The sequence below is a fragment of the Parolsenella sp. LCP21S3_E11 genome (genome assembly GCF_052118165.1).
Taxonomy (GTDB): Bacteria; Actinomycetota; Coriobacteriia; order Coriobacteriales; family Atopobiaceae; genus Parolsenella.
In genome coordinates this window covers 20,773-42,215 of sequence record NZ_JBQKHS010000010.1, presented here as the reverse complement: position 1 = coordinate 42,215, position 21,443 = coordinate 20,773, and the positions used below count along the sequence as shown (strand labels likewise).

General features: G+C 62.5%; 22 protein-coding genes. 12 read left to right on the top strand and 10 right to left on the bottom strand.

Annotated features, from left to right (window positions below; genetic code table 11):
• Positions 1–130: 130 nt before the first annotated feature.
• From ACTQ1Z_RS07895 to ACTQ1Z_RS07865, 7 genes are all read right to left on the bottom strand, one after another.
• Positions 131–1,078, bottom strand: a complete 948-nt coding sequence (locus tag ACTQ1Z_RS07895) for a helix-turn-helix domain-containing protein (RefSeq protein ID WP_441860071.1) — start codon at positions 1,076–1,078, stop codon at positions 131–133.
• A complete protein-coding gene (locus ACTQ1Z_RS07890) occupies positions 1,075–1,800 on the bottom strand; it encodes a hypothetical protein (RefSeq protein ID WP_441860069.1) in 726 nt (241 codons plus the stop codon). Before ACTQ1Z_RS07890 ends, ACTQ1Z_RS07895 begins: the two co-directional genes overlap by 4 nt.
• 362 nt (positions 1,801–2,162) lie before the next feature.
• Entirely contained in the window at positions 2,163–2,957 is a 795-nt protein-coding gene (locus ACTQ1Z_RS07885) for an ABC transporter ATP-binding protein (RefSeq protein ID WP_293815451.1), read from the bottom strand.
• A 5-nt stretch (positions 2,958–2,962) separates the two neighbouring features.
• A complete protein-coding gene (locus ACTQ1Z_RS07880) occupies positions 2,963–3,877 on the bottom strand; it encodes an ABC transporter permease (protein WP_441860067.1) in 915 nt (304 codons plus the stop codon).
• Positions 3,878–4,033: 156 nt separating this feature from the next.
• Positions 4,034–5,017: an ABC transporter substrate-binding protein gene (locus ACTQ1Z_RS07875; protein WP_441860065.1), complete on the bottom strand. Its 984-nt coding sequence runs from the start codon at positions 5,015–5,017 to the stop codon at positions 4,034–4,036.
• 1,137 nt (positions 5,018–6,154) lie between these two features.
• Positions 6,155–7,165 carry an asparaginase gene (locus ACTQ1Z_RS07870; protein ID WP_441860063.1) on the bottom strand — a complete coding sequence of 337 codons (1,011 nt, stop codon included), beginning with the start codon at positions 7,163–7,165 and terminating at the stop codon, positions 6,155–6,157.
• Positions 7,162–8,136: an HD domain-containing protein gene (locus ACTQ1Z_RS07865; protein WP_441860061.1), complete on the bottom strand. Its 975-nt coding sequence runs from the start codon at positions 8,134–8,136 to the stop codon at positions 7,162–7,164. The genes ACTQ1Z_RS07870 and ACTQ1Z_RS07865 overlap by 4 nt, the downstream gene beginning before the upstream one ends.
• A 337-nt stretch (positions 8,137–8,473) precedes the next feature.
• Here ACTQ1Z_RS07865 and ACTQ1Z_RS07860 point away from each other — a divergent pair, with 337 nt between their 5' ends.
• Complete coding sequence (locus tag ACTQ1Z_RS07860; protein WP_441860059.1) at positions 8,474–8,623, top strand: hypothetical protein; 150 nt, start codon at positions 8,474–8,476, stop codon at positions 8,621–8,623.
• A 151-nt stretch (positions 8,624–8,774) separates the two neighbouring features.
• Here the strand turns inward: ACTQ1Z_RS07860 and ACTQ1Z_RS07855 are convergent, their stop codons facing one another.
• Both ACTQ1Z_RS07855 and ACTQ1Z_RS07850 read right to left on the bottom strand, forming a co-directional pair.
• Positions 8,775–9,602 carry an HAD hydrolase family protein gene (locus ACTQ1Z_RS07855; protein WP_441860057.1) on the bottom strand — a complete coding sequence of 276 codons (828 nt, stop codon included), beginning with the start codon at positions 9,600–9,602 and terminating at the stop codon, positions 8,775–8,777.
• Between the two features lie 242 nt (positions 9,603–9,844).
• Complete coding sequence (locus ACTQ1Z_RS07850) at positions 9,845–10,708, bottom strand: MurR/RpiR family transcriptional regulator (protein ID WP_441860055.1); 864 nt, start codon at positions 10,706–10,708, stop codon at positions 9,845–9,847.
• A gap of 226 nt (positions 10,709–10,934) precedes the next feature.
• Between ACTQ1Z_RS07850 and ACTQ1Z_RS07845 the strand changes: the two genes are divergently transcribed.
• From ACTQ1Z_RS07845 to ACTQ1Z_RS07805, 9 genes are all read left to right on the top strand, one after another.
• On the top strand, positions 10,935–12,212 hold the full coding sequence (locus ACTQ1Z_RS07845) for an MFS transporter (RefSeq protein ID WP_441860073.1): 1,278 nt from the start codon (positions 10,935–10,937) through the stop codon (positions 12,210–12,212).
• A 152-nt stretch (positions 12,213–12,364) separates the two neighbouring features.
• Positions 12,365–13,219: a class II fructose-bisphosphate aldolase gene (locus ACTQ1Z_RS07840; RefSeq protein ID WP_441860053.1), complete on the top strand. Its 855-nt coding sequence runs from the start codon at positions 12,365–12,367 to the stop codon at positions 13,217–13,219.
• 10 nt (positions 13,220–13,229) lie between these two features.
• On the top strand, positions 13,230–13,658 hold the full coding sequence (locus tag ACTQ1Z_RS07835; RefSeq protein WP_441860051.1) for a PTS sugar transporter subunit IIA: 429 nt from the start codon (positions 13,230–13,232) through the stop codon (positions 13,656–13,658).
• Between the two features lie 33 nt (positions 13,659–13,691).
• Positions 13,692–14,195, top strand: coding sequence for a PTS system mannose/fructose/N-acetylgalactosamine-transporter subunit IIB (locus tag ACTQ1Z_RS07830; protein WP_441860049.1), 504 nt, complete (start codon positions 13,692–13,694; stop codon positions 14,193–14,195).
• A 39-nt stretch (positions 14,196–14,234) separates the two neighbouring features.
• Positions 14,235–15,047, top strand: a complete 813-nt coding sequence (locus ACTQ1Z_RS07825; RefSeq protein WP_441860048.1) for a PTS mannose/fructose/sorbose/N-acetylgalactosamine transporter subunit IIC — start codon at positions 14,235–14,237, stop codon at positions 15,045–15,047.
• Positions 15,044–15,880, top strand: a complete 837-nt coding sequence (locus tag ACTQ1Z_RS07820) for a PTS system mannose/fructose/sorbose family transporter subunit IID (protein ID WP_441860046.1) — start codon at positions 15,044–15,046, stop codon at positions 15,878–15,880. The genes ACTQ1Z_RS07825 and ACTQ1Z_RS07820 overlap by 4 nt, the downstream gene beginning before the upstream one ends.
• 99 nt (positions 15,881–15,979) lie before the next feature.
• Positions 15,980–16,927: an aldo/keto reductase gene (locus ACTQ1Z_RS07815; protein WP_441860044.1), complete on the top strand. Its 948-nt coding sequence runs from the start codon at positions 15,980–15,982 to the stop codon at positions 16,925–16,927.
• A gap of 2 nt (positions 16,928–16,929) precedes the next feature.
• Entirely contained in the window at positions 16,930–18,021 is a 1,092-nt protein-coding gene (locus ACTQ1Z_RS07810) for an alpha/beta hydrolase (protein WP_441860042.1), read from the top strand.
• A gap of 626 nt (positions 18,022–18,647) precedes the next feature.
• Positions 18,648–18,791 (top strand): hypothetical protein, encoded by a 144-nt coding sequence (locus ACTQ1Z_RS07805; protein ID WP_441860041.1) that lies wholly within the window; start codon positions 18,648–18,650, stop codon positions 18,789–18,791.
• 62 nt (positions 18,792–18,853) lie between these two features.
• Here the strand turns inward: ACTQ1Z_RS07805 and ACTQ1Z_RS07800 are convergent, their stop codons facing one another.
• Positions 18,854–19,705: a MurR/RpiR family transcriptional regulator gene (locus tag ACTQ1Z_RS07800; RefSeq protein WP_441860039.1), complete on the bottom strand. Its 852-nt coding sequence runs from the start codon at positions 19,703–19,705 to the stop codon at positions 18,854–18,856.
• Between the two features lie 301 nt (positions 19,706–20,006).
• Between ACTQ1Z_RS07800 and gnd the strand changes: the two genes are divergently transcribed.
• Both gnd and ACTQ1Z_RS07790 read left to right on the top strand, forming a co-directional pair.
• Positions 20,007–20,945 (top strand): phosphogluconate dehydrogenase (NAD(+)-dependent, decarboxylating), encoded by a 939-nt coding sequence (gene gnd, locus ACTQ1Z_RS07795; RefSeq protein WP_441860038.1) that lies wholly within the window; start codon positions 20,007–20,009, stop codon positions 20,943–20,945.
• 3 nt (positions 20,946–20,948) lie between these two features.
• Complete coding sequence (locus ACTQ1Z_RS07790; protein WP_441860036.1) at positions 20,949–21,437, top strand: PTS sugar transporter subunit IIB; 489 nt, start codon at positions 20,949–20,951, stop codon at positions 21,435–21,437.
• The last annotated feature ends 6 nt before the right edge of the window (positions 21,438–21,443 follow it).

Genomic DNA, 21,443 nt, shown 5'->3' with positions numbered 1-21,443 from the left:
AAGATGCACTAGGCCTGGACGAAGTCCGGACCCGCGCCTTTAGACGCGAGCCCGGGGCCCGTGGGTTATACCCTAAGAGCAAACCACCCTTTTTAAGGGTGGTTCTGATTGGCTCGCGCTCGGGCACGTGCTACTGGTTGGCGCGCTCGCTCACGGCGGCGGCGGAGATGCGCCAGCTACGGCCTTTCTTGCTTGCGGGAAGCTCGCCAGACTCAATGAGCTTGTAGATGGTGGGGCGGCTCACGCCGAGAATGGCGACGGCCTGGTCGACGCTGAGCGTCTCGCCCGAAGGGGCGGGGGCGGCTGCGGGCTCGGGTTGGGCATCCGTGGCGGCTGCGGGCTCGTCATTTGCCACGGGCGTGGCCTCTGTTGTGGGGGCAGTCTCCTCCGACTGCGTATCCTCGCCAGCGGCGGCAGGCGCAGCGTCCTCGACGGGTGCGACCGGCTCCGTGGCCTCGGCGGCCGGCTTCTCTGCCTTGCGGGCACGACGTCTCTTGGGCTTCTCGGGGACGGAATTCTCCGTCGCATCTTCGACGGGCGCGGGCTCGGGTGTCGGAGCAGGCTCCGGCGCTGCCTCCTGGTCGCTCGCCTCGGCTATGTTGCTCTCTGCGGCTTCGTCCACCTTCTGCTTGCGGTTGCGGCGCTTCTTCTTGAGCTGGGGCGTCTCCTCGGCAGGCATCTCCTGCTCGTTCGCAGCGCTACCGTGGCCCTCGTACGCCTCGGGCTTCGGTTCCGGTTCCGGTTCTGGCTCGGGTTCCGGCTCGGGCTCCGGTTCGGGCTCCGGCTCGCGGTGGGTGCGGACCCAGGTGCGAGCGATGCGCTCTGCGGTGAACTCGTCCACCTCGCCACGAGCGTCCGTGGCGTCCATGGACTCATAAATGGCGGCGAGCGCCGCGTCGAGCGAGTCGTCGATAGCACCGCAGGAAAGTGCGAGGTCGTTCAGGGCCTCGCAGCTCTTGAGGGGGTTCTCGGTGAGGTGCTCGACTATGTCGGAAGGAATCTGCGTTCCAGTGTCCTCGATTGCGGCAACAAAACAGCCAACGAGACGAGCGAGCGCCTCGGAAGTCTCGGTTCTCATGGGCTTGCGCCCTCCTTGTTATCGTGGGGTGAGGTAAAGCTAGCGTTGAGCATAGCACGTGCGTGCTGGGGCGTGGGGCTACCTCGAGGGCTCGCGGCGCAGCCATGTCCCGCGCTTTTCTCCGGATCGGATTGTGCGAGCTCTGCAAGGTCGCTCGGCGTCTGGATCAGCCTGTGGAGCGCTGCCAGACGGAGGCGATTCTCGATAACGAGCGTGCCGCCGGGCTTGGCGGCCGAGCTAAGGCGCCTGATTCTCCCGTCGGTGACGATTGAGCCGCGGAAGGGGAGGAGAACAAGCTCGATAAGGCAGGGGATGGCGCGGAAGAGCTCGTCTGCCTCGCGTCTGATGAGCTTGACGATGATGAGGCGGGGCGGCGCGCCGACGTCTGCGGGCAGGCAGGCGAATCGCTTGCCTTGGACACCAGTCACGACGAAGCGGCCCATGACGGGGGTGCGCCAGGACGCGATCGTGGCGAGGTCCCGCTCGTCGAAATCCGCGGGATTCTCGGCTAGAAACTCGTTAATGAGCTGAGGGGCTGCCCATAGGCGGTCGAGCGCGTCTGACGTGGCGGCGATCCTCGCTTGCAAATTGCGGCCCTGGCCACGAGGTGCGCCGGTCCGTTCCATCACAAACGCGAGCAGCGCTTTCATGAGGCGGAGGAAACTCGCCTCGCCGCGGAGCGCGTCATCGTTCGCCGCCTTGTCCGTCCGCTTGTTTGTCATCCGGCCTCCCCTCGCAAAGTGGGAAGACCTTAGCGGAGACGGACCTGACAGAACCTTGCAGTTGGCGGACGCAAATCTGACATCGCAGCTCGGCGTTGATGCTCCGCAAAAGAAGACCGCCGCTCGCCGACGTGGTTATCGGCGAGCGGCGGTGCATGGACGCGCGATGCAGCGTGTTGCGGGTGCTAGGCCGCGGAGCGCGGACGCCGTGGCGGGCTGGCGCCGGCCGGCTGCACGGGGAAGAGGGGGCGAGACCGCATTGGATGGGCCGCGGCGCGCTCCGGGGGCCGGCTGCGCGGGCAACGGGCGAGGCCGCATTGGGCGGGCCACGGTGCGTTGCGGGCACCCTCCGCCCTGCCGCGTTAGCTCAGGAGCATGCGGTCGTTCGCGAGCTCGCCGCCAGAGACCTCCTCGAACTTCTGCAGCAGGTCGGGCACGGTGAGGCTCTTCTTCTCCTCGCCGGCCACGTCGAAGATGACGTTACCCTCGTGCATCATGATCAGGCGGTTGCCCAGGCGGATGGCGTCGTTCATGTTGTGCGTGACCATGAGGGTCGTGAGGCCGCGCTCGGCCACGATCTGCTCGGTCAGGTCGAGCACCTTCTTGGCAGTCTTGGGGTCAAGTGCGGCGGTGTGCTCGTCAAGAAGCAGCAGCTTGGGGTTGGTGAGCGTCGCCATGAGCAAGGTCAGCGCCTGGCGCTGGCCGCCGGAGAGCAGGCCGACCTTGGCGGTCATGCGGCTCTCGAGGCCGAGGTCGAGTGTGGCGAGGAGCTTGGGATACTCCTCCTTCTCCTGCGCGGAGATGCCCCAGGCAAGGCCGCGCTTCTTGCCACGGCGCTTCGCGAGGGCGAGGTTCTCGGCGATCTGCATGTCTGCGGCGGTGCCGCGCATGGGGTCCTGGAAGACGCGGCCGAGGTACTTGGCGCGCTGCGGCTCGTTCATGCGCGAGACATCGGTGCCGTCGAGCTCGATGGTGCCCGCGTCGAGCGGATAGACGCCGGAGATCATGTTGAGCAGCGTCGACTTGCCGGCACCGTTGCCGCCGATGACGGTGACGAAGTCGCCCTCGGCAAGCTCGAGGTTCACGCCGGTGAGGGCGCGCTTCTCGGTCACGGTGCCGCGGTTGAACGTCTTGGTGACGTGGGAGAGCTTGAGCATGGCCATTACTGCTCGCCTCCCTTCGAGTAGGCGCGTCGGCGTTGCGTGCGCTCCCAGACGACGGGGACGCAGAGTGCGGCGGCGACGATGATGGCAGAGAGGAGCTTCATGTCGTTGGCATCCATGCCAAGCTGCAGCACGATGGCGCGGATGAGGAAGTAGACGATGGAGCCCGCCACAGCGGAGATCAGGCGCGGGGCGAACTTCGTGAGGCCGCCGGGCAGGAGGCGCCCGAGCACCTCGCCGATGACGATGGCGGCAAGGCCGATGACGATGGCGCCCGTGCCCATGCCGATGTCCGCGTACTTCTGCTGCTCGCAGATGAGGCCGCCGGAGAGGCCGACGAGCGCGTTGGAGAGCGTGAGAGCGATCATCTTGGTGGTGTTGGTGTTCACGCCAAGCGCGCGAATCATGGCCTCGTTGTCACCGGTGGCGCGCAGGGCGGAGCCGATCTCGGTGCCGAAGAACCAGTACAGCCCCGCGACGATCACGACGGCGACGATGACTCCTACGATGATGGCGCAGACGTTGGAGGGCAGTCCCGTCGCGTCGCCGAGCGCGGAGAAGACCGTCTTGCTCGTGAGCAGCGGGGTGTTCGACTTGCCCATGACGCGCAGGTTGATCGACCAGAGGCTGATCTGCGTGAGGATGCCCGCGAGGATGGCGGGAATCTCGAACGCCGTGGTCAAAAACCCGGTGACCGCGCCGCAGAGGGCGCCGGCGATCATGGCGGCCAAAATGGCGAGCGCCGGATCGACGCCGGCGACTACGAGGACCGCGCAGACTGCGCCGCCGGTGGCGAAGCTGCCGTCGACCGTCAGGTCGGGGATGTCGAGCAGCTTGTACGTGATGAAGACGCCGAGCACCATGATGCCCCAGAGAATGCCCTGGGAGACGGCGCCGAGCATTGCTGTCAGCATGTCTTTCCTTCCATCCAAACGCGCCCCGGCGGCAATCCCGTCGGGGCGCGCAACGCAAAAACTCAAGCTAGTCTAGCGCGGCGACGTGTCGCCCGCGGTGTAGACGGGCGTGGCGCTCGCCGGCTCGACGACGCCCGCGAGCACGGTGCCGCCGTCCTAGGCGTCGAGCACGGAGAGGTCAATGCCGAGGGCCTCGGCCATCTCCTCATTCTTGACGACCCTGAGCTGGTCGCCGGACTCGGACTCGATTGCCATGTCAGCGGGGTCGGCGCCCTCGGTCAGGATTTTGACGGCCATCTCGCCGGCCATCTTGCCGAGCTCGGTGTAGTCGATGGAGAGGGTGCAGATGCCCATGCCCATGCACATGTTCTCCTCGCCGGTGACGAAGGGAAGCTTGCCCTCCTTGCAGATCTGGCCAATCTGGGCGGCAGCCGCGGCGATGGTGTTGTCGGTGGGGGAGTAGCCCGCGTCGACCTTGCCGACCATCGACTCGACGACGCTCTGGACCTCGTTGGAGCTGGAAACGGTGAAGCGCTCGTGCGTGAGGCCGGCCTTGTCGCACGCGGCCTCGGCCATCTCGATCTGGAGGAGCGAGTTGGACTCGGCGGTGCAGTAGAGCATGCCGACGTGGTTGGCCTCGGGAAGGACCTTCTGGAGCATGGCAATCTGGTCATCGACGGGGTTCATGTCAGAGGTGCCGGTGAGGTTGCCGCCGGGCTTCTCGTTGTCAGCGACGAGGCCGGACGCGGCGTAGTCGGTGATGGCGCAGCCGACGATGGGGATCTCCGTCGTGGCGGCGGCGACGGCCTGGGCGGCCGGGGTGGCGATGACGTAGATCAGGTCATCGTTGTCGCCCACGAGCTTGGAGGCGATGGTGGAGCAGGCGCTCTGGTCATTGTTGGCGTTCTGCTGGTCGATGGTGTAGTTGATGCCGGAGGCGTCGAGCGCGGCGACAAAGCCCTCATTGGCAGCGTCGAGCGCGGCGTGCTGGGTGAGCTGCAGAACGCCGATCTTGTAGGACTTCTCGCCGTCAGCGGCGGAGGTGGTGGCGGAGCTGCCGGAGTTGCCGCATGCGGCGAGGCCGAGCGCGACGGCACCGGCACCGGCGGCCACGAAAGAACGCCTGGAAATGGACTTCATGGTTCCCCCTCATTTTGTGGCGAAGCTGCGCGGAACGATTGCTGCGCGCAACGGTGCCACGTTGGTAAGCGTAGGCAGAATTCTAATCGCACGCGCTTCGATAAATGCCTCTGTCTGCGCATTTAAAGGGGCATCAGATACGCAGTTTTAACGTTTGGGGACGGATGTCCCGGCGTGTGTTCCTGTGGCGAGCCTCCTAGCGTCATGGCGAGCAAAGGTGCCGGCGGTGGCGTCGCGGCTGGCGCGCTGCTGCGGGCGATATGACGCCGCTGCGTGGCGGACGGCGGGCGATATGACGCTGCAAGGCGACAGGAGCCGTGCCGTCGTTTGGCGTATCTTGCACACTGGATCGAGGGCCGATGGCCAGGGAATCGCTATTGCTGAGCTGTATTTGTGAGCGGTTGGTCAAAAAGGGCATCTTGGCGTACGCGAGATTTACTATTAAGGGACTGTGGCATGCGCCCTGCTATTTGGCAGTCTGTAAATCAGCCGGTAGGCGACTTGGCTAAAAACGGCGCCAGAAACGGTCGCGCTTGGGTGAGGTCGATGAGCTTGATTTGGGTTCTTTTGAGCCGTTAGAAGGGTGGTTCTGGAGACTAGGGCGTACGCCAAGATCGGTATTTTGACCACTGGTCCGAAGAAACGCTATTAAAGGATGGCCGGAAGAGCGGTTGGAGTCGCAAGAGGGCCACCCGATCTTGTTTGGGAGACTAACTTTACTTGGGGTGGCCAAAAACCATCGCGCGGCGGACAGATTTCAGGTGGCGGGGAGCCTTCCGGAATCCGGCTCGTATTCGCCGAATTGCAAAACCACAGGTAAATGAGTTGACGTTAAAATGTGGCCACACTTGTCGCGTATGAGGTTTGACCGCACGTCGTGATTTCGGGCATCAGCGGGCCCGAAAAGGGCCCAAGCGGGTGGAAAAGTGTCCGTCGCGCGGGTGTTTTTGGCCACCAACGCAGAAATTTGTCTTTGACACGTCACAGACGACAGCCGCCAGGGGCCGACGGGCCCGGCCGCGTTGTGCAAGACGGCATGCGAAGGCGCTGATGAGCCCCGGCCTCGTTTCGCCGGGGTGCGCAGCGGCGGCAGGGCGCACCGCACAATGCCTTGCGGGGACGACGTGGCACGCCGGGCTAGGCTAGGCGGTCGTGGTTGACGGGGCGATAGAAGAGCTCGCGAAGTTCGACCGGCTCGCGAGTCTGGCCAAGTGCCCACATCGTCTTGGCGACGAGCGCCTCGCAGGTCATGTCGTCGCCCTTGAGGATGCCCGGGTGCTCCGCATAGGCGCGGCCAACCTCATATACCCCGAGGTCAAGGCCCTCCTCGGGCACCTGGGTGGTGACCACGAGCGTGCGGCCGGAATCAACCCAGCCAAAGATCGCGTCGTGGAGCGAGTCCGGAATGCCGCCAATGCCAAAGGTCTCGAGGATGATTGCGTCGTAGTCTTCGCGGAGAAGCTCGAAGACGTGGGGGTTTACCTCGGGCGTTAGCTTGAGGACGAAGACGCGCTCGTTGAGGTCGTGGTAGACACGGGGCTCCGCGGCGATGGTGCAGCTCGCTGCCTGCGCCACGGGTGTCTCCACGGCGCGAACGATGCGATTGTTTCGAATAAGTGCGAGGTCAGGGTAGTTAACGCTCGTAAAGGCGTCGAAGCTCATGGTGCGCTGCTTGCGCGCGCGGGTGCCGGCGACAACCTTTCCCCCAAACACGACGGAGACGTCGCGCGACGCGGGGTCCGCCGCATAGAGGACGCTCTGGAAGAGGTTGAGGCGGGCGTCGGTGAAGGGGTTCGCCATGGGCTGCTGCGAGCCGGTGAGCACGATGGGCCGCGGGCTGTCCTGGATGAGGTAGGAGAGAGCGGCGGCGGTGTAGGCCATGGTGTCGGTGCCGTGAAGCACGACGAAGCCGTCGTAATCCTCGTAGCTCGCGAGGATGGCATCACCGATCGCTTGCCAGTCCGCGGGGCGCATGTTGGTGCTGTCGATGTTCATGACTTGGACAACGTCGACATCTGCAAGCTGGGCGATCTCCGGGACATATCCGGCAAGCTCGTCGCCCGTGAGCTGGGGCGTGAGGCCGGAGCCCTCCTCGGCGGAGGCGATAGTGCCGCCAGTGGCGACGATGAGGACGTGTGGCTTGCTCATTCGTGAGCCCCTTCAAGATAAAGGTCGAGCTCATGCGCCATGCGCTGGAGCTCGGACCGGGTGTGTGGATTGCGGAACGGTGTCTCGATGCCAAAGGGCTCCGTGAGAAGCGCCGTTGCGTAGCCTTGCTCCCTCATTATCCCGCGACTTTGCGGGTAGGCGAGCTCGAACGCGAAGCAGGCGAAGCTGACGAGGAAGTCCGCAGGTTGGGAACGGTCGTCGCGCAGCATACAGCGGCGGGCGTCGAAGGCCTGTGTTGCCTCGGGTGAAAGCGAGCTCGCGAGCAGCTCGTCTGCGTCGCAGCCGAGGATGGTCTCGGGGGTGTCCTCGTCAACGGTGCGGAGGATGTCGATCTTGTCGGCGTCGCGGACGAGCTCAGTGAAGGCGCGTGCGCGCGGGTCGAGGTCGCGGGGAAGTCTGTAGTCGCTGTGCAACTCGATGGCGGTGCGAATGACGGCGTCTTTCGCGGACGAGTCGATGAAGTCGCGGATGCGAGGGGTATCGAAGTCCGGAGTGGCGGCGGGGACGGGCTCTCCGAGGCGCTCGCGTTCGCCGAAGAGCACGGAGGCGCCCAGCTTGGCATGGCTACAAGAGACGGCGTCGCGGAAGGTGTTCCAGCGGCGAACCTGCTCGAAGCGACCCATGTCGTGGAGGAGGCCGCAGAGCCAGGCGAGGTCGACGTCGGCGGCGGGCCAGCCCTGCTCGCGAGCGATGTGGTCGCAGAGGTCTGCCACGTGGAGCGTGTGCGTCACCTTGAGCGCGATGCGTGGGTTGGCGGGGTCATACGGCGCGACGTAGGCGAGGAAGGCGGCGCGAGCGCGCTCGCGGTCGATGGCGGCAGCGGGGTCGTCGGGCATGGGAGCGTTGTCGGGCGCGGCGGTATTGCCGGGCGCGGGGGCGTTGCCGAGAACGCCGGTGGTGTTGCTGTGCGCGTTTGAGCTGCGGTTTATTGGGGAGTCTGTCTGTGCCATCTGCTGTGAGCAACCTTTCGCGCCTCGATTTTGGCTCGTGGGATTGAGCCGTGTCTTGGCTGAGGGTACCACGAGCGTGCGTGGGCGCGCGTGCGCGGACGTGGGCGGCTTGGGAGCGTGCATGGACGCGCGGGGTTCACGCGGGAGGGCGGCTTGGGGCGCACATGGGCGCGCGTGCGCGGACGGCCGTGCCCGGACGGCCGTGCGGATGCGGGTGCGCACGCCTGCCCGCTCCTCTCCTTACAGAACTGAAAGCTGGGCGTAAGGCAAATCGATGGCACGTGACCTGGGCTTTCGCGACCATAGACAGTGAAAAGCGAAGGCGAAGGAGGCCATCATGAACAAGATGAATGGCAACTGGTTCTGGCGTGCGAACGACATGGCGGTGGCGGGCGACATGAACCCCGTGGTACGTGTCCTGTGGGTGGCGCTCATCGTGGGCATCGGCATCGCGACCATGGCAACGCTGTGGGTTGTCACGAGGTAGCGGCGGAGCCGTCGCGGGGCGATGCGCCTCGAGCCATGGATGGTTGAGCGCGCATGCACATCAGGGCCCTCCAACTTTTCGGGAGGGCCTTTTCTTGTGTCGCAAAAGTGTGATTAGCAATTACGGACGAAAGTTTCGCCCGCTCCTCGCCCTAGCCCCACTCCCGCACGATCTGCTCGATGAGCTGCGCGACGGAGTCCTCGGCGGCGTCGCCAATCAGGAAGTGTGCGGCCTCCTTGGCCTCTGGCGTCGCGGCCGCGACCGCGTAGGAGTGCGGCACCTTCTCGAGGAGCGTCACGTCGTTTTCCGAGTCTCCGATAAAAGCGACCTCGTCAAGCGTGATCCCAAGGCTGCCGAGCAGCGCGTCGAGCCCGTTCACCTTGCTCCAACCGGTCGGAACAACATCCAGGAAGAACGGGGCGGGTGCTGGGAAATCAAGCTCTGGGCAGGCTCCCTTGCATTGGCTCCGAACGACTTCCGTTGGGGCGGAGTCGACGTTGACGAAGATGCCAGCGGTGATGACGTCGCGGTTCGTGGGCACATCTCCGGGTGTCATGTCCCTTCCGGAGTCCTCGACGACCCCCAAGGCGAATTCGTCATCGGGCTCGACGCCGCAGAGAAACTGCTCGCAGCGCATGCCCGTCTCGTCGGCATCGGCGACTAGCCAGAGTGATGTCCCTGCGTAGGGGCGCACGGCACCCTCGAGCTTGACGAGCGCCTCCGTCGAGAGCGTCTTTTTGAACACGAGCTTGCCGCCGGAGAAGACCTTCTTTCCGTTGGCCATGATGCCGGTTGAGAAACAGCGCGTATCGCCGTCAAAGGCATCGGCCAGATCGACGTAATCGCGGCCGCTCGCGGGGCCGAACGCGATGCCCGCATCGAGCGCCGATAGGATTGCGCGGTGCGTGCGCTCCGATATGACTCTCGAGCCAAAAGGCAACAGGGTTCCGTCCATGTCTGCGAGGATGAGCTTGATCATGCCGCCTCCTATGCCCCCGCTCGTGCGGTTGGCCATTTATCTGCGTGACGCTGACTGTGCTGCGTGCCGTGCGCGCCGCTGCGTGCCGTGTGCGCTGCTGCCGTGCGCGTGGGCGCCGTGTGCGCTGGTACCAACCGCGCGCGTTGATGTCGCGCGTTGCTGCCGTGCGCGTTGGTGCCGGTCGTGCCCCGCGCATGCGCGCCGCACGGCCGGCGCACCCTTTTGCGCCGGCACCCGTCGACCTAGCTGTATTGCCTGTCTCCCATGAGGTTCTTCAAGATGATTCTGTTGAGCTCGATGGGATCGTCCCAACAAGAGACGAGGAAGAGGAACAGCAGCTCGATAATGAAGTTGATCGAGTTGTGGGAGAAATAAATCTCGCTCCCGGTGATGGCTCGGTCGCGCGAAACGGCTCGAATGATATGCGTTGCGCGTTTTGCGAGAGGTGTATCGGGACTGTCGGTAATCATCACGATGGGGGTATTCGAGTCCTCGGCGGAGTCAAAGAGGTTGACGAGGCGCTTCGAGTATCCAGACGTTGAAATGACGAGCAAGACATCATTTTCCGTGAGGTTAGCGGCGGCGGAAGCCATGACATCAGTGGTGCTGGGGCAAAAGGCCCTAACCCCAACTTGCGAGAGCTTGAACGCCGCGTTCGCGCCCATGCTGATCGAGTTGCCGACGCCCGCAATCAGGACGAGGTTGGCATTGTGAAGCAGGTTAACAACAGCCGCAAAGTCATCGGAGTCAATGAGCGAGGTCGTCTCGGCGAGCTCTTTGACCTTGTGCGACAAAACGTACTTGATTGATCCCTCGATGTCATCGAGGGTGACCTTGCCACCGGTGGCCTTCTCTTCGCCGGATGCCCTGCTGATTGAGATACCTAGGGCCAGACGCATATCCGAGTACGTTCGGTAGTCGAGGGTCCTTGCGAACCTCGAGACGGACGCTGGTGACGTACCGGTCTCCGCTGCCAGTTCGCGAACGGTCATCGTCGCGACGTCAGACGGATGGTCGAGCACATACGTTGCGATTGCCTTTTCCGAGGGGGATAGGCTGCTCATGACCGCGCAGATGTGGCTGAGCACGTCCCCTGTCTTATCCATGGTCACTCCTTAGCCCTGGTTTGGTTTGTATGTTAGGGCAGGGGGGGGTGAAAACCGGGCAAGTTGTTTCAGATATTTCGAAACAGCGTTTCACCGCTCATTTCCTACCGTTCGCGGCAAATCGGCGCTCCTTCGACACAACCCCAGCTCGAGCGGCTATCTTATGAGCCGTGAAACAACGGCACGATAACGATGAAACAACAGAACATCGTTCCAGAGTCTCGTAATTTCGTTTCACGCTAGACGGCGAAACACTCCGGCGTCCAGGCGGGCGCCCAGCGACCAAGAAGGAGGAAGCGCGATGCAGAACGCCAAGGCAAACGTGAGCATGGCTTCGCTGTTCTTCGCGAACGTCCTCTACTGGGTTTGCGCGGGCGTGTACTCGCCGTTCCTCTCCGCCCACTACACGGGCCTCGGTCTCAGCGCGGCTGAGACTGGCATCCTCCTTGCGGCGACTCCGGTGTGCGCACTCGCCATCCAGCCGCTCTGGTCGACGATCGCCGACAAGCTCGGGCGTCGCCGCGCGGTCATCGTGGTCCTGTGCCTGGGCGCGGCGATCCTCGCTCCTCTGTACTACCTCGCCAAGACGTTCGTCCCGGTCCTTCTCGTGACCTTCGCGTTCTCGGCGTTCTTCTCGGGCCTTCTGCCCCTGAGCGACTCCCTCGTTATCGAGCTCGCTGATCGTACCGGCCTTGACTTCTCTCGCATCCGCATGGGTGGCACCATCGGCTATGCCATCGTCGTCCTGATTCTTGGCAAGCTGCTTGACGTGGCTCCCCAGATCCAGTTTGCGGTGGTCTCCGCCGCTTTGGTTATCTTCGCGGTCCACACGTGGCGCCTTCCCGAGGCGGGCGCTCGCGCCAATGCCGCGGATGGCCCCAAGGTCTCCCACGGTAAGGGTCTCCTCTCGCTGTTCACCAGCAACGAGATCGCCTTCGTCTTGGTCTTCGCCTTCATCAGCTCGGCCGCGATCGGCTTCATCGGGGCGTTCTTGGGCCGCTACGCGGTCGAGCTTGGCGAGGGCCAGAACCTCGTGGGCGTGATGAGCGCCGTCTCCGCCGCGAGCGAGATTCCCATTCTGCTCGTTTCCTCCAGGCTGGTTAGGCGCTTCGGCGAGATGAACCTCCTGATCTTCTCCTGCTTCATGGCGGCGCTCAGGCTCGTGCTCGTGGGCACCGGCGTCGTCCCGGTCATGATTTGCGGCCAGCTCCTTCAGAGCGTGAGCTACATGACGGTGTACTACTCCTGCGTTACCTACATCGCCAACCACACCTACGAGGATTGTCGCGCTCGCGGTCAGAGCGCCTTCGCGATGGTCCAGAGTGGTCTGTCCGTTGTGGTCGCGAACCTGTTTGGCGGTTGGGCGTGCGACGCATTTGGCACGCGTACTGGTTTCCTGATCTTCGCCCTCGCATCAACGATTGCTGCGGTCGTTGCTCTTGTGGCGTACGCGGCGTGGCGTCGCAACGCGGCTCCACAGCCTGAGACCCAGACGGCCGCATAGCTCTGCTCCACAAGCGTTTCCGCACTTCGGCACCACATTTGCTCTGCACTCCGGCGCCGCATCCACGGCTCCGCACCTCACTTCGTGTTCAACCAGCTGACGAGCTGAGAACTGTCCGTTCCGATGGTTATCCAGGTGAAAGGAAGACAAAGATGTCTCTCATCAAGGTCAACGAGCTTCTTCAGCATGCGACCGAGCACCACTACGGCGTGCCCGCCATCAACGTCATCAACACGGAGACCATCCGTTATGCGATCCAGGCCGCCGAGGATGAGCACATGCCCATCATCATCCAGTACTGGCCTGGCTTCGAGGACCACTGCGCCCTCGACATCATCGCCTTCGCCGCCCGCTACTACGCCGAGCGCGCTAGCGTGCCCGTGGCCGTCCACCAGGATCACTCCGCTGGCTACGAGATTGCCGTCAAGGGCGTCAAGGCTGGCTTCCCCTCCGTCATGGTCGACGGCTCCTCGCTTCCCTATGAGGAGAACTTCCAGCTCACGAAGGACGTCGTCCAGGTCGCCAAGATCTTCGATGTCGACATCGAAGCCGAGCTCGGTCACGTCGGCAACGGCTCCGACGCGAACGACTTCGTGAACAGCGACCACTACACTGACCCGAACCTCGCCGAGGAGTTCGTCGAGGGCACGGGCTGCGGCTCGCTCGCCATCGCCGTGGGCAACGCGCACGGCCCGTACGTCAAGGTCCCGAACCTCGACATGGAGCGCATCAAGGCCTGCAGGGAGGCCGTCAGCGTGCCCCTCGTCATGCACGGTTGCTCCGACATCCCTGACGAGCAGCTCCAGGAGGCCGTGAACCTCGGCATGAGCAAGTTCAACATCGCCACCGAGTACTTCCGCTCCATGTACCGCGCCTTCGAGAAGGACATCAACTCTGGCAAGAACGACGGCAACGGCGTTGGCCTCCTGATGGACGCCGCCCCCGACATGCGCGCCTTCGTCGCCGGCAAGATCCAGCTCCTGAACCCGAACCACTACTCGCTCTAGGAGGGGCTTGATGAAGAAGATTCTTGTCGCGTCGCACGGCCACCTCGCAAGCGGAATCAGGAGCTCGATCGAGATTCTGACCGGCATGTCCAACCTGGTGGAAGCGGTTGACTGCTACGTTGACGACACGGACTTCACGCCACGTATCGAGGCCTTCATCGACTCGGTGGGCCCTGACGACGACGCGGTCATCTTCACTGACATCTACGGTGGCTCCGTCTTCCAGAAGGTCGTCCTCATGGAGCCGGAGAAGCACGGAATCGTTCACGTCACCGGCATGAACCTCGGCCTCGTGATCGAGACGCTCATCAGCGCAGAGCCGGTCACGGCAGAGTCGGTCAAGCAGAGCATTGAACTTGCGAGGCAAACGATGCAGGTAGTGGAGCCGCCGAACAGCGTTTCGGACGATGGGGAATCCGACGGCGACTTCTTTGACTAACGGTCTATTCAATACGTGGGGAAGGGAACGGCAATGATTGTTCAGGTTCGAGTCGATGATCGTCTGATTCACGGACAGGTCGCCCTGGTGTGGACCAAGGAGCTCAACACCACCAGGATCATCGTCGCCAATAAGCACGCGGTGGAGAGCGACGCCCTTCGCATGACGCTTTCCATGGGCACGCCGGCGGGCCAGAAGCTACTCGTCAAGGACGTTCCGGATGCCTGTCGCATCGCGAACGACCCGCGCGCGGATTCCATGCGCATCTTCGCGCTCACCAACTGCGTACGCGACGTGCTTGAGCTGGTTAAGGGTGCACCGGGCAAGATCGAGAGTGTGAACGTCGCGAACGTCGGCCGCTTCGATAAGTCTGATCCGGCCACCAAGATCACCCTTAACGACACGATCATGCTAAACCCGGACGAGCTTGCCGCAGCCAAGGAGCTTTGCGAGCAGGGTATTCCGGTCTTCCATCAGCTCATCCCGTCTCACACCAGGACTCCTCTCAAGAGCCTGATCGAGGCGGCGGAGAAGTAAGGGGCTGGCCGTCTGGCCAGACGAGGGAAAGGAAGTCAAATGATTGGGTTGGCAGTAATGGCCTGGTTGACCGTGCTGATTTGCTACGGTGGTAACTGGGTTCTCGGTCAGTGCATGATCGAGCGTCCTCTTGTGGTTGGCCTTGTTGCAGGCCTCCTGATGGGCGATGTTAAGACCGGTGTCATCATCGGTGCCTCTCTTGAGGCGATCTTCATGGGCGCGGTGAACATTGGTGGCGCTATCTCCGCCGAGCCCGTTACCGCGACCGCTCTCGCCGTCGCCTTCACCGTTGGCGCTGGCATCGACCAGGGCGCGGCCATCACGCTGGCTGTTCCCGTGGGCGTCGTTACCGCGTTCCTCTCGATCTTCATGAACAACGTGTTCCTTGCGTTCTTCGCCGGCACCTTCGACAAGATGGCCGCCGATGGCAACGAGAAGGGCCTTGCTTTCCAGCACTACGTTCTCTGGTTCGTTAAGTACGCCGCCTTTGCACTCATCGCCTTCCTGGGTGTTTACCTTGGCGCCGAGCCCGTTGCCGCTATCGTCAACCAGATTCCGGCCAACGTCATGAACGGCCTCAACGCCGTGGGCGCCCTCCTGCCCGCCGTTGGTATGGCGCTCCTGCTTCAGATGCTCTGGAGCACCGAGCTCAGCATCTACTTCTTCCTGGGCTTCACGCTCTACCAGTACCTCGGCCTCCCGATGATCGCCATCGCCGTCCTCGGCCTCATCATCGCGGTTGCCTCCGCCCTCCGCGACAAGGAGATCTTCGACCTTAAGAAGAATGGCGTGGCCACCCAGGCCGTTTCCGGCGACTCTGCAACCAGCGACGAGGAGGATTTCTTCGCATGAGCAATCTGACCAAGAATGTGAGCCCTGAAGACAAGAAGATGCTCAACCGCATTTTCCTGCGCTCCTTCTCCGTGTTCGCTTCCTGCGCCGGCGGTTCCGTCAAGGCTGGCGCCGATGGTTGGCTGTACTCCGTCCAGCCCGCGCTTAACCGCTACTACGCCGACGATCCCGAGGCTCGCGCCGACGCCATGAAGCGTCACACGACCTGGTACAACATCACCCAGAACGTCGGCACGTTCGCTATGGGCCTCGTCGCCTCCATGGAAAGGGAGAACTCCGAGCACGATGACTTCGATACCGAGTCCATCGACGGTATCAAGGTCTCCCTCATGGGCCCGATGTCCGGTATCGGCGACGCAATCTTCTGGGGCGTCCTGCGCGTCATCGCCGCCGGCATTGGCATCAACCTCGCCATGAGCGGCTCGCCCCTCGGCGCGATTATGTTCCTGCTGATCTACAACATCCCGTCGATCCTCTGCCGTTACTTCATGACCTACCTCGGCTTCAGCATGGGCACCAACTTCATCTCCGAGATGTACGAGGGCGGCCTCATGAAGCTCATCACCAAGGCCACCTCCACGGTCGGCCTCGTGATGATCGGCGCCATGACCGCGGCGAACGTCCATTTCAACACGATCCTGTCCATCCCGGTTCAGGATTCTGACCCGGTCATGATCCAGACCTACCTCGACTCGATCTTCAAGGGCCTCGTGCCCCTGGCCCTCACGCTCGTCGTCCTGTGGCTCCTGCGCAAGAAGAACGTCAACGTCAACATTATCCTGGTTGGCATCATGGTTCTCGCGCTCATCCTCGGCCTCGTGGGCATCGTGTAAGGCGGCTTCAGGGATATCCGAAGCTTGTTCAAGGTAATTCCTGGCGGCACGCGTTCGAGCGCTTTCGACGCGTGCCGTTCTATTAGAAGGGGAAACAACATGCGCTATACGCACCTCAAGAACTCTGGCGTAGACGTCTCCCAGCTCGCCGTGGGCACCTGGGCGATCGGCGGCGACTCCTTTGGCGAGAACGACAGCGACGCGGCCAGCATGTCCGCCATCCGCACGATGCTCGAGCACGGCGTCAACCTTGTCGACACCGCTCCGTGCTACGGCAACGGCACGTCCGAGAAGATCGTTGGCAACGCCCTTAAGGGCGTCGACCGCGAGAGCTACCTCCTCTCGACCAAGGTTGGCCTCATCACCAGCGCCAACGGCTATGACCGCGACTCCTCGTTCAAGAACATCATGAGGGAGGTCGAGAGCTCGCTGCGCAACCTCCGCACTGACTACATCGACTTCTACTTCGTGCACTGGCCCGACGCCAAGACCCCGTTCTCCGAGACGATGTGCGCCCTCCAGCTCCTCAAGGAGCAGGGCAAGATTCGCCACATCGGCGTCTCCAACTTCACGACGGAGATGATCGAGGAGTGCGAGAAGGTCGCCCAGGTCGACGTCCAGCAGCCGCCCTACTCTATGGTTGATCGTTCCTCCGAGGACCTCATCAAGTGGGGCTACGAGCGCGGCATCGACTCCTTCACCTACGGCTCCCTCGGCGCGGGCATCCTGTCGGGCAAGTTCCGCGAGCTCCCGAAGTTCGAGGAGGGCGACGTCCGCGGCGGCTTCTACGATTACTTCCAGGAGCCCAAGTTCTCGCGCGTCCAGGAACTGCTCAAGGTCATGGACGAGATCGCCGAGGCCCACGACAAGCCCGTGGCGCAGGTTGCGGTGAACTGGAGCACCCAGAAGGAGTACGTGGGCACCGCTCTCGTGGGTGTGCGCACGGACGCCCATGCAATCCAGAACTGCGAGACGTTCGAGTGGGAGCTTTCCGCCGATGAGATGGCGAAGCTCGACGCCAAGCTCGACGAGCTGAAGATCGGCTAATCATGGAAGCCGAGGAGAGGAAGTACCCCACTTCCGAGCTTGATGTACTTGAGAACGGCGTGAAGGAGGTCGTCGAGCCTAGCGGGCTCAAGCTCGTGCTGAAGCCCGTGCCGGGTGACGGCCGCGAGCACGTGCTTGACCCGCGCGTCTATGCTCGTGCGCACGCGAAGCTCGCTGCGGCTCCCGCAGCGGGGTCGGCGCCGGCCGGACCGGTGGACGTGATCGCGTGGCGCTCTGCACCCAACAAGGAGACCCACGTCGTGAGGGGCGCGAACGTTGCCAAGAAGACCGTCGTCATGAACTTCGGCGACAGAGGCATTCCGCTGCACATCTTCACGCCGGAGGGGCACGAGAATGGATCTGCCGCGCTCGTGTTCATCCATGGCGGCGGCTTCATGGTGGGCAACATCGGCCAGTACGAGAACTGCCTGCGCGACATCGTGGAGCGCACGGGTTGTGTTGCGATCTACCCGGAGTATCGCCTGTGTCCCGAGACGATGTTCCCGGGTGGCGTCGAGGACTGCGTGAAGACGCTCGACTGGCTTGTCGATCACGCTGACGAGCTGGGCGTTGATGCGACTCGCATTGCCATGGCTGGTGACTCTGCGGGTGGCAGCCTGACGAACGCCGTCGTGCTCGAGGGCTCTCACGCGGATAGGATCAAGGCGGTTGTCGAGCTTTATCCGCTCGTTGACGGTGGCCCCGTTCCGGATGAGTGGTCCTATGACCTGTACGAGGTCGTGGATGAGCAGAGGCTCGAGGCGCTGAGCAGGGTTGATCGCATTCGCCTTGCCAACGACGATCTGCCGCCCATGTACGTCAACGGCGACATGGACAAGATGCTCGATCCGTTGATTTCCGCGTTGTTCGCGGAGGACGTGAGTGTGTATCCGCGTACGGTCATTATCTCTTCCGAGTTCGACTTCCTGCGCTATCAGGATGAGCTGTTCGCGAAGAAGCTGCAGGACGCGGGCGTTGACGTCACCGCGATTCGCTACTGTGGCTGCGACCACGGCTTCTTTGAGGCCTATGGCGTGATGCCCCAGGCGGAGGACGTCTGCCGCATCATCTCCGAGGAGATTGCGAAGATCTAGGGGCTTGCTGAGGCAGGCTCGTGAACGAGTAACGGCCCGGCCGGACGCATCGTGCGTTTGGCCGGGCCTTTTGTGTCTGAAGTGCGGGACGGGTGGCGCCGTGCTCTGGGCGGACGTCGAGGTGCGGCAGCGATACTGGGGCGACGGGCGCGCGAGGCGCATGGAGCGGCGGCCTATTTGCGTTGAGGTCGTCTTCCGGTCTGTTGTTAGACAGTCCCTTAATAGCAATCTCCGCGCTGATGGTCAAAAACACCATCTTGGCGTACGGTTTGCTGCTTGCGATGACTTACTTACTTGACCACAGTCAAACAAGCGGGTCGCGAATCGCGTGTTTTAGCGCTTGCGAGTGATCGAGCGCTTCCATTTGGGTCCTTTCGGGGCGGCTGTTGGCCTGTCCGTGCGTCTGAACGGCTTCCGTGCGTACGCCAAGATGGTCTTTTTGACCACCCACCCCAGAAAATGGGTCGCCAATCAAGCATCGTTGCCCGATCGTGCCGCACATCCGAGCCGCGCGCCGTTTGTCTGTTCAAAGTTGCAGGATTTCACGGTGAAACAACTGGTCATTTCGACAGAGTATGACGCCCATAAACTCAGTCCCAAGGGAACTCTCAGAAAGGGAGGCACTAATGGACGTCATTATGGGCGCCTTGAACTGGTACGCGGCGCTGCCGTCATCCGTCATGGTCATGATCGGAATCTTCCTGGTCGGACTGCTTCTCGCCAGACTCAAAGACCCGAGATGCGCGCAAAAGTGTGTGGCGGCGCCATAAAGCAGCCCTGTCGATATGATTTCCTGCGCTTGCGATTGACACGAGCGGTCGCAGAGTCGCCGCTACTCCTCCTTTGTGGGAGAAATGGCGTTGCGGATGCGGCGCAGGGGCTCCTTTGCCTGGTCCTGGCTGGCGAACATCACGATCGTAAACAGCGAATCAACAATGGCGAGTTGCGCAATCCTGCTCGAGAGCGACTCGGAGCGATAGCCGGTCTCCTCGGAAGAAGAGAGGAGGATGACGTCGGCGAGTTTGGTAAGACGCGGCGACGAGTAGCTCGTGATTGCGATGACGCTCGCGCCTGCGTCGTGGGCGATGTTCGCGATATCAAGCGTGTCGCGCGTGAGACCCGTGTGCGTTGTGACGACGGCGCAGTCGCCGGGCTTGAGCAGTGCCGCCTGCATACGCTGGACGTGGACGTCCATGCCGTACTGCACGTGAAGCGGCGAGCGCATGAACTTGTGGAAGGCGTCGTACGCGACGACGTTGGAGCCACCAACGCCAAAGAAGGACACGGTGCCAGCTTCGAGTAGAAGCTGGCTCGCACGTTCGACGCTGCTCGCGCTGAGGAGCGCGTTGGTATCTTGAAGCGACTTGACGCTGGAGGAGAAGACCTTGTGCGCAATGGCAAGGGCGTCGTCCTTCTCGTCAATGTTCTCGTGAATGGAGACCTCTGGGTCGAACTCCTCGGAGAGAAGCTCGTTTCTAAAGTCGCGGAACCCCTTAAAACCAAGCTTTCTCGTGAACTGGAAGACAGTTGACGGGGCGATTCCCAGCGAGTCAGCGATCTCGTTAATCGTCATTCGCGAAACTTTTTTCGGGTCCGAAAGGATAAAGTCAGCGATGCTCGCTTCCTTTGTGCTGAGCGAACGATAGAGCGACCTGATCGCGAATTGAATCGACTGCTGTGCCATTTCGGTCACCATCCTGATAAATCCCTGGTCTTTGGCCCATTCTATCGAGTCTTCTAGACCTCTGCCTATCTTAATTTGCCATTCGCGGCCAAAACGCTGCCGTTCACCGCAACAAAAATTACTTCTTCGACAAGAATAGCAGACCGAAAAAACTTCGCATATAATGACGCCAGCTTCCGAACGGGGTTTTCGGACGCTGGCTTCCAGAAGGCAACAAGCTTGGCGGGCTGTGACTGCGCAAGAGCGGCGAGAGTAAACCGAACCAGCCGACAGCACGCCCGCCTTGAGCACAACGAAGAGGGTGGTGCATTTGGAGATCGGAATTGTAGGACTTGGAAAAATGGGGGCCAATATCGCCCTTAACCTGGCGGATCACGGGCACAAAGCGGTCGGGTTCGATTGTTCAGGAGCTTCTGTGGCTGCCGCCGCTGCCTCAGGTATCGAAGTCGCCCCCACGCTCGAGGCCCTTGTCGAAGCACTTCCCATGCCGCGAGTCCTTTGGGTCATGGTGCCCTGCGGCGAGCCGACGGAATCCTGCGTGACGAGCCTCCTGGAGATTCTCGACAAGGGTGACATCCTCATCGATGCCGGCAACTCGTTCTACAAGGATTCGCAGCGCCATGCGGCGATGGCCGCGGAGAAGGGCGTTCGCTTCCTCGATGCGGGAACCTCTGGCGGAAAGTCGGGTGCTCGTAACGGCGCGTGCATCATGGTTGGTGGAGACCGCTCGGCGTTCGATCACGTCGAACCCGCACTCAAGGACCTTACCGTCGAGGGCGGCCTGCTCTACACCGGTCCCGCCGGAAGCGGCCACTTCATGAAGATGGTTCACAACGGCATTGAGTACGGAATGATGCAGGCGATTGGCGAAGGCCTTGCCGTGATGCGTGCGAGCGGGTTTGACTATGACCTCGAGGCGGTGGCTCACAACTGGAACCACGGCTCCGTCATCCGCGGCTGGCTCATGGAACTCATGGAGGCTCAGCTTGCCTCGCATCCGGATCTCGCGGACATCCGTGGCGTGGTCGCTGCAAGCGGCGAGGCTAAGTGGACCGTGGAAACGGCGCTTGACCTCGAGGTTCCCGTCCCCGTGATTGCCCTCTCGCTCATGGAGCGCAATGCCACCCAAATCGAGGACTCTTTCTGTGCCAAGGCCGTGAGTGCACTACGCAACGGCTTTGGCGGCCATGAGTACGTTGGACTTGACGGACAGAACCACACGAGCGCGGAGGAGAAGTAACCGATGGCGGAGATTAAGCTGACGCGCGTCGACTATCGCCTGGTTCATGGCCAGGTTGTGACGCAGTGGGTGAAGATTTGCGGAGCGGACCGCATCATCATCGTGAACGATGAGCTTGCGGCCGACGAATTCATGGCGGACATCTATCGCATGTCCGCTCCCGCAGGAGTGTCCGTTGAGGTCAGGACGGTCGAGCAGGCCTGTGAGGAGTACAAGGCTAATGCCTTTGGCAACGGCAAACTCCTCGTTCTCTTCAAGTGCGTCGAGGACGCGCTTGCGGCGGTTCGCGGCGGCGTTGAGCTTGCGGACGTCCAGATTGGCGGCCTCGGCGGCGGCGCCGGGACGACGACCGCGTTTGGTATCGCATTCAGGCCGTCTGACGTTGACGCCATGAAGATGCTCGACCAGGAAGGCGTCCACGTCCACGTTCACGTCGTCCCTGCGCAGCAGGACGTGGAACTCCCTGACCTTATTAATAAGCTCGGCTTCTAGGAGGCG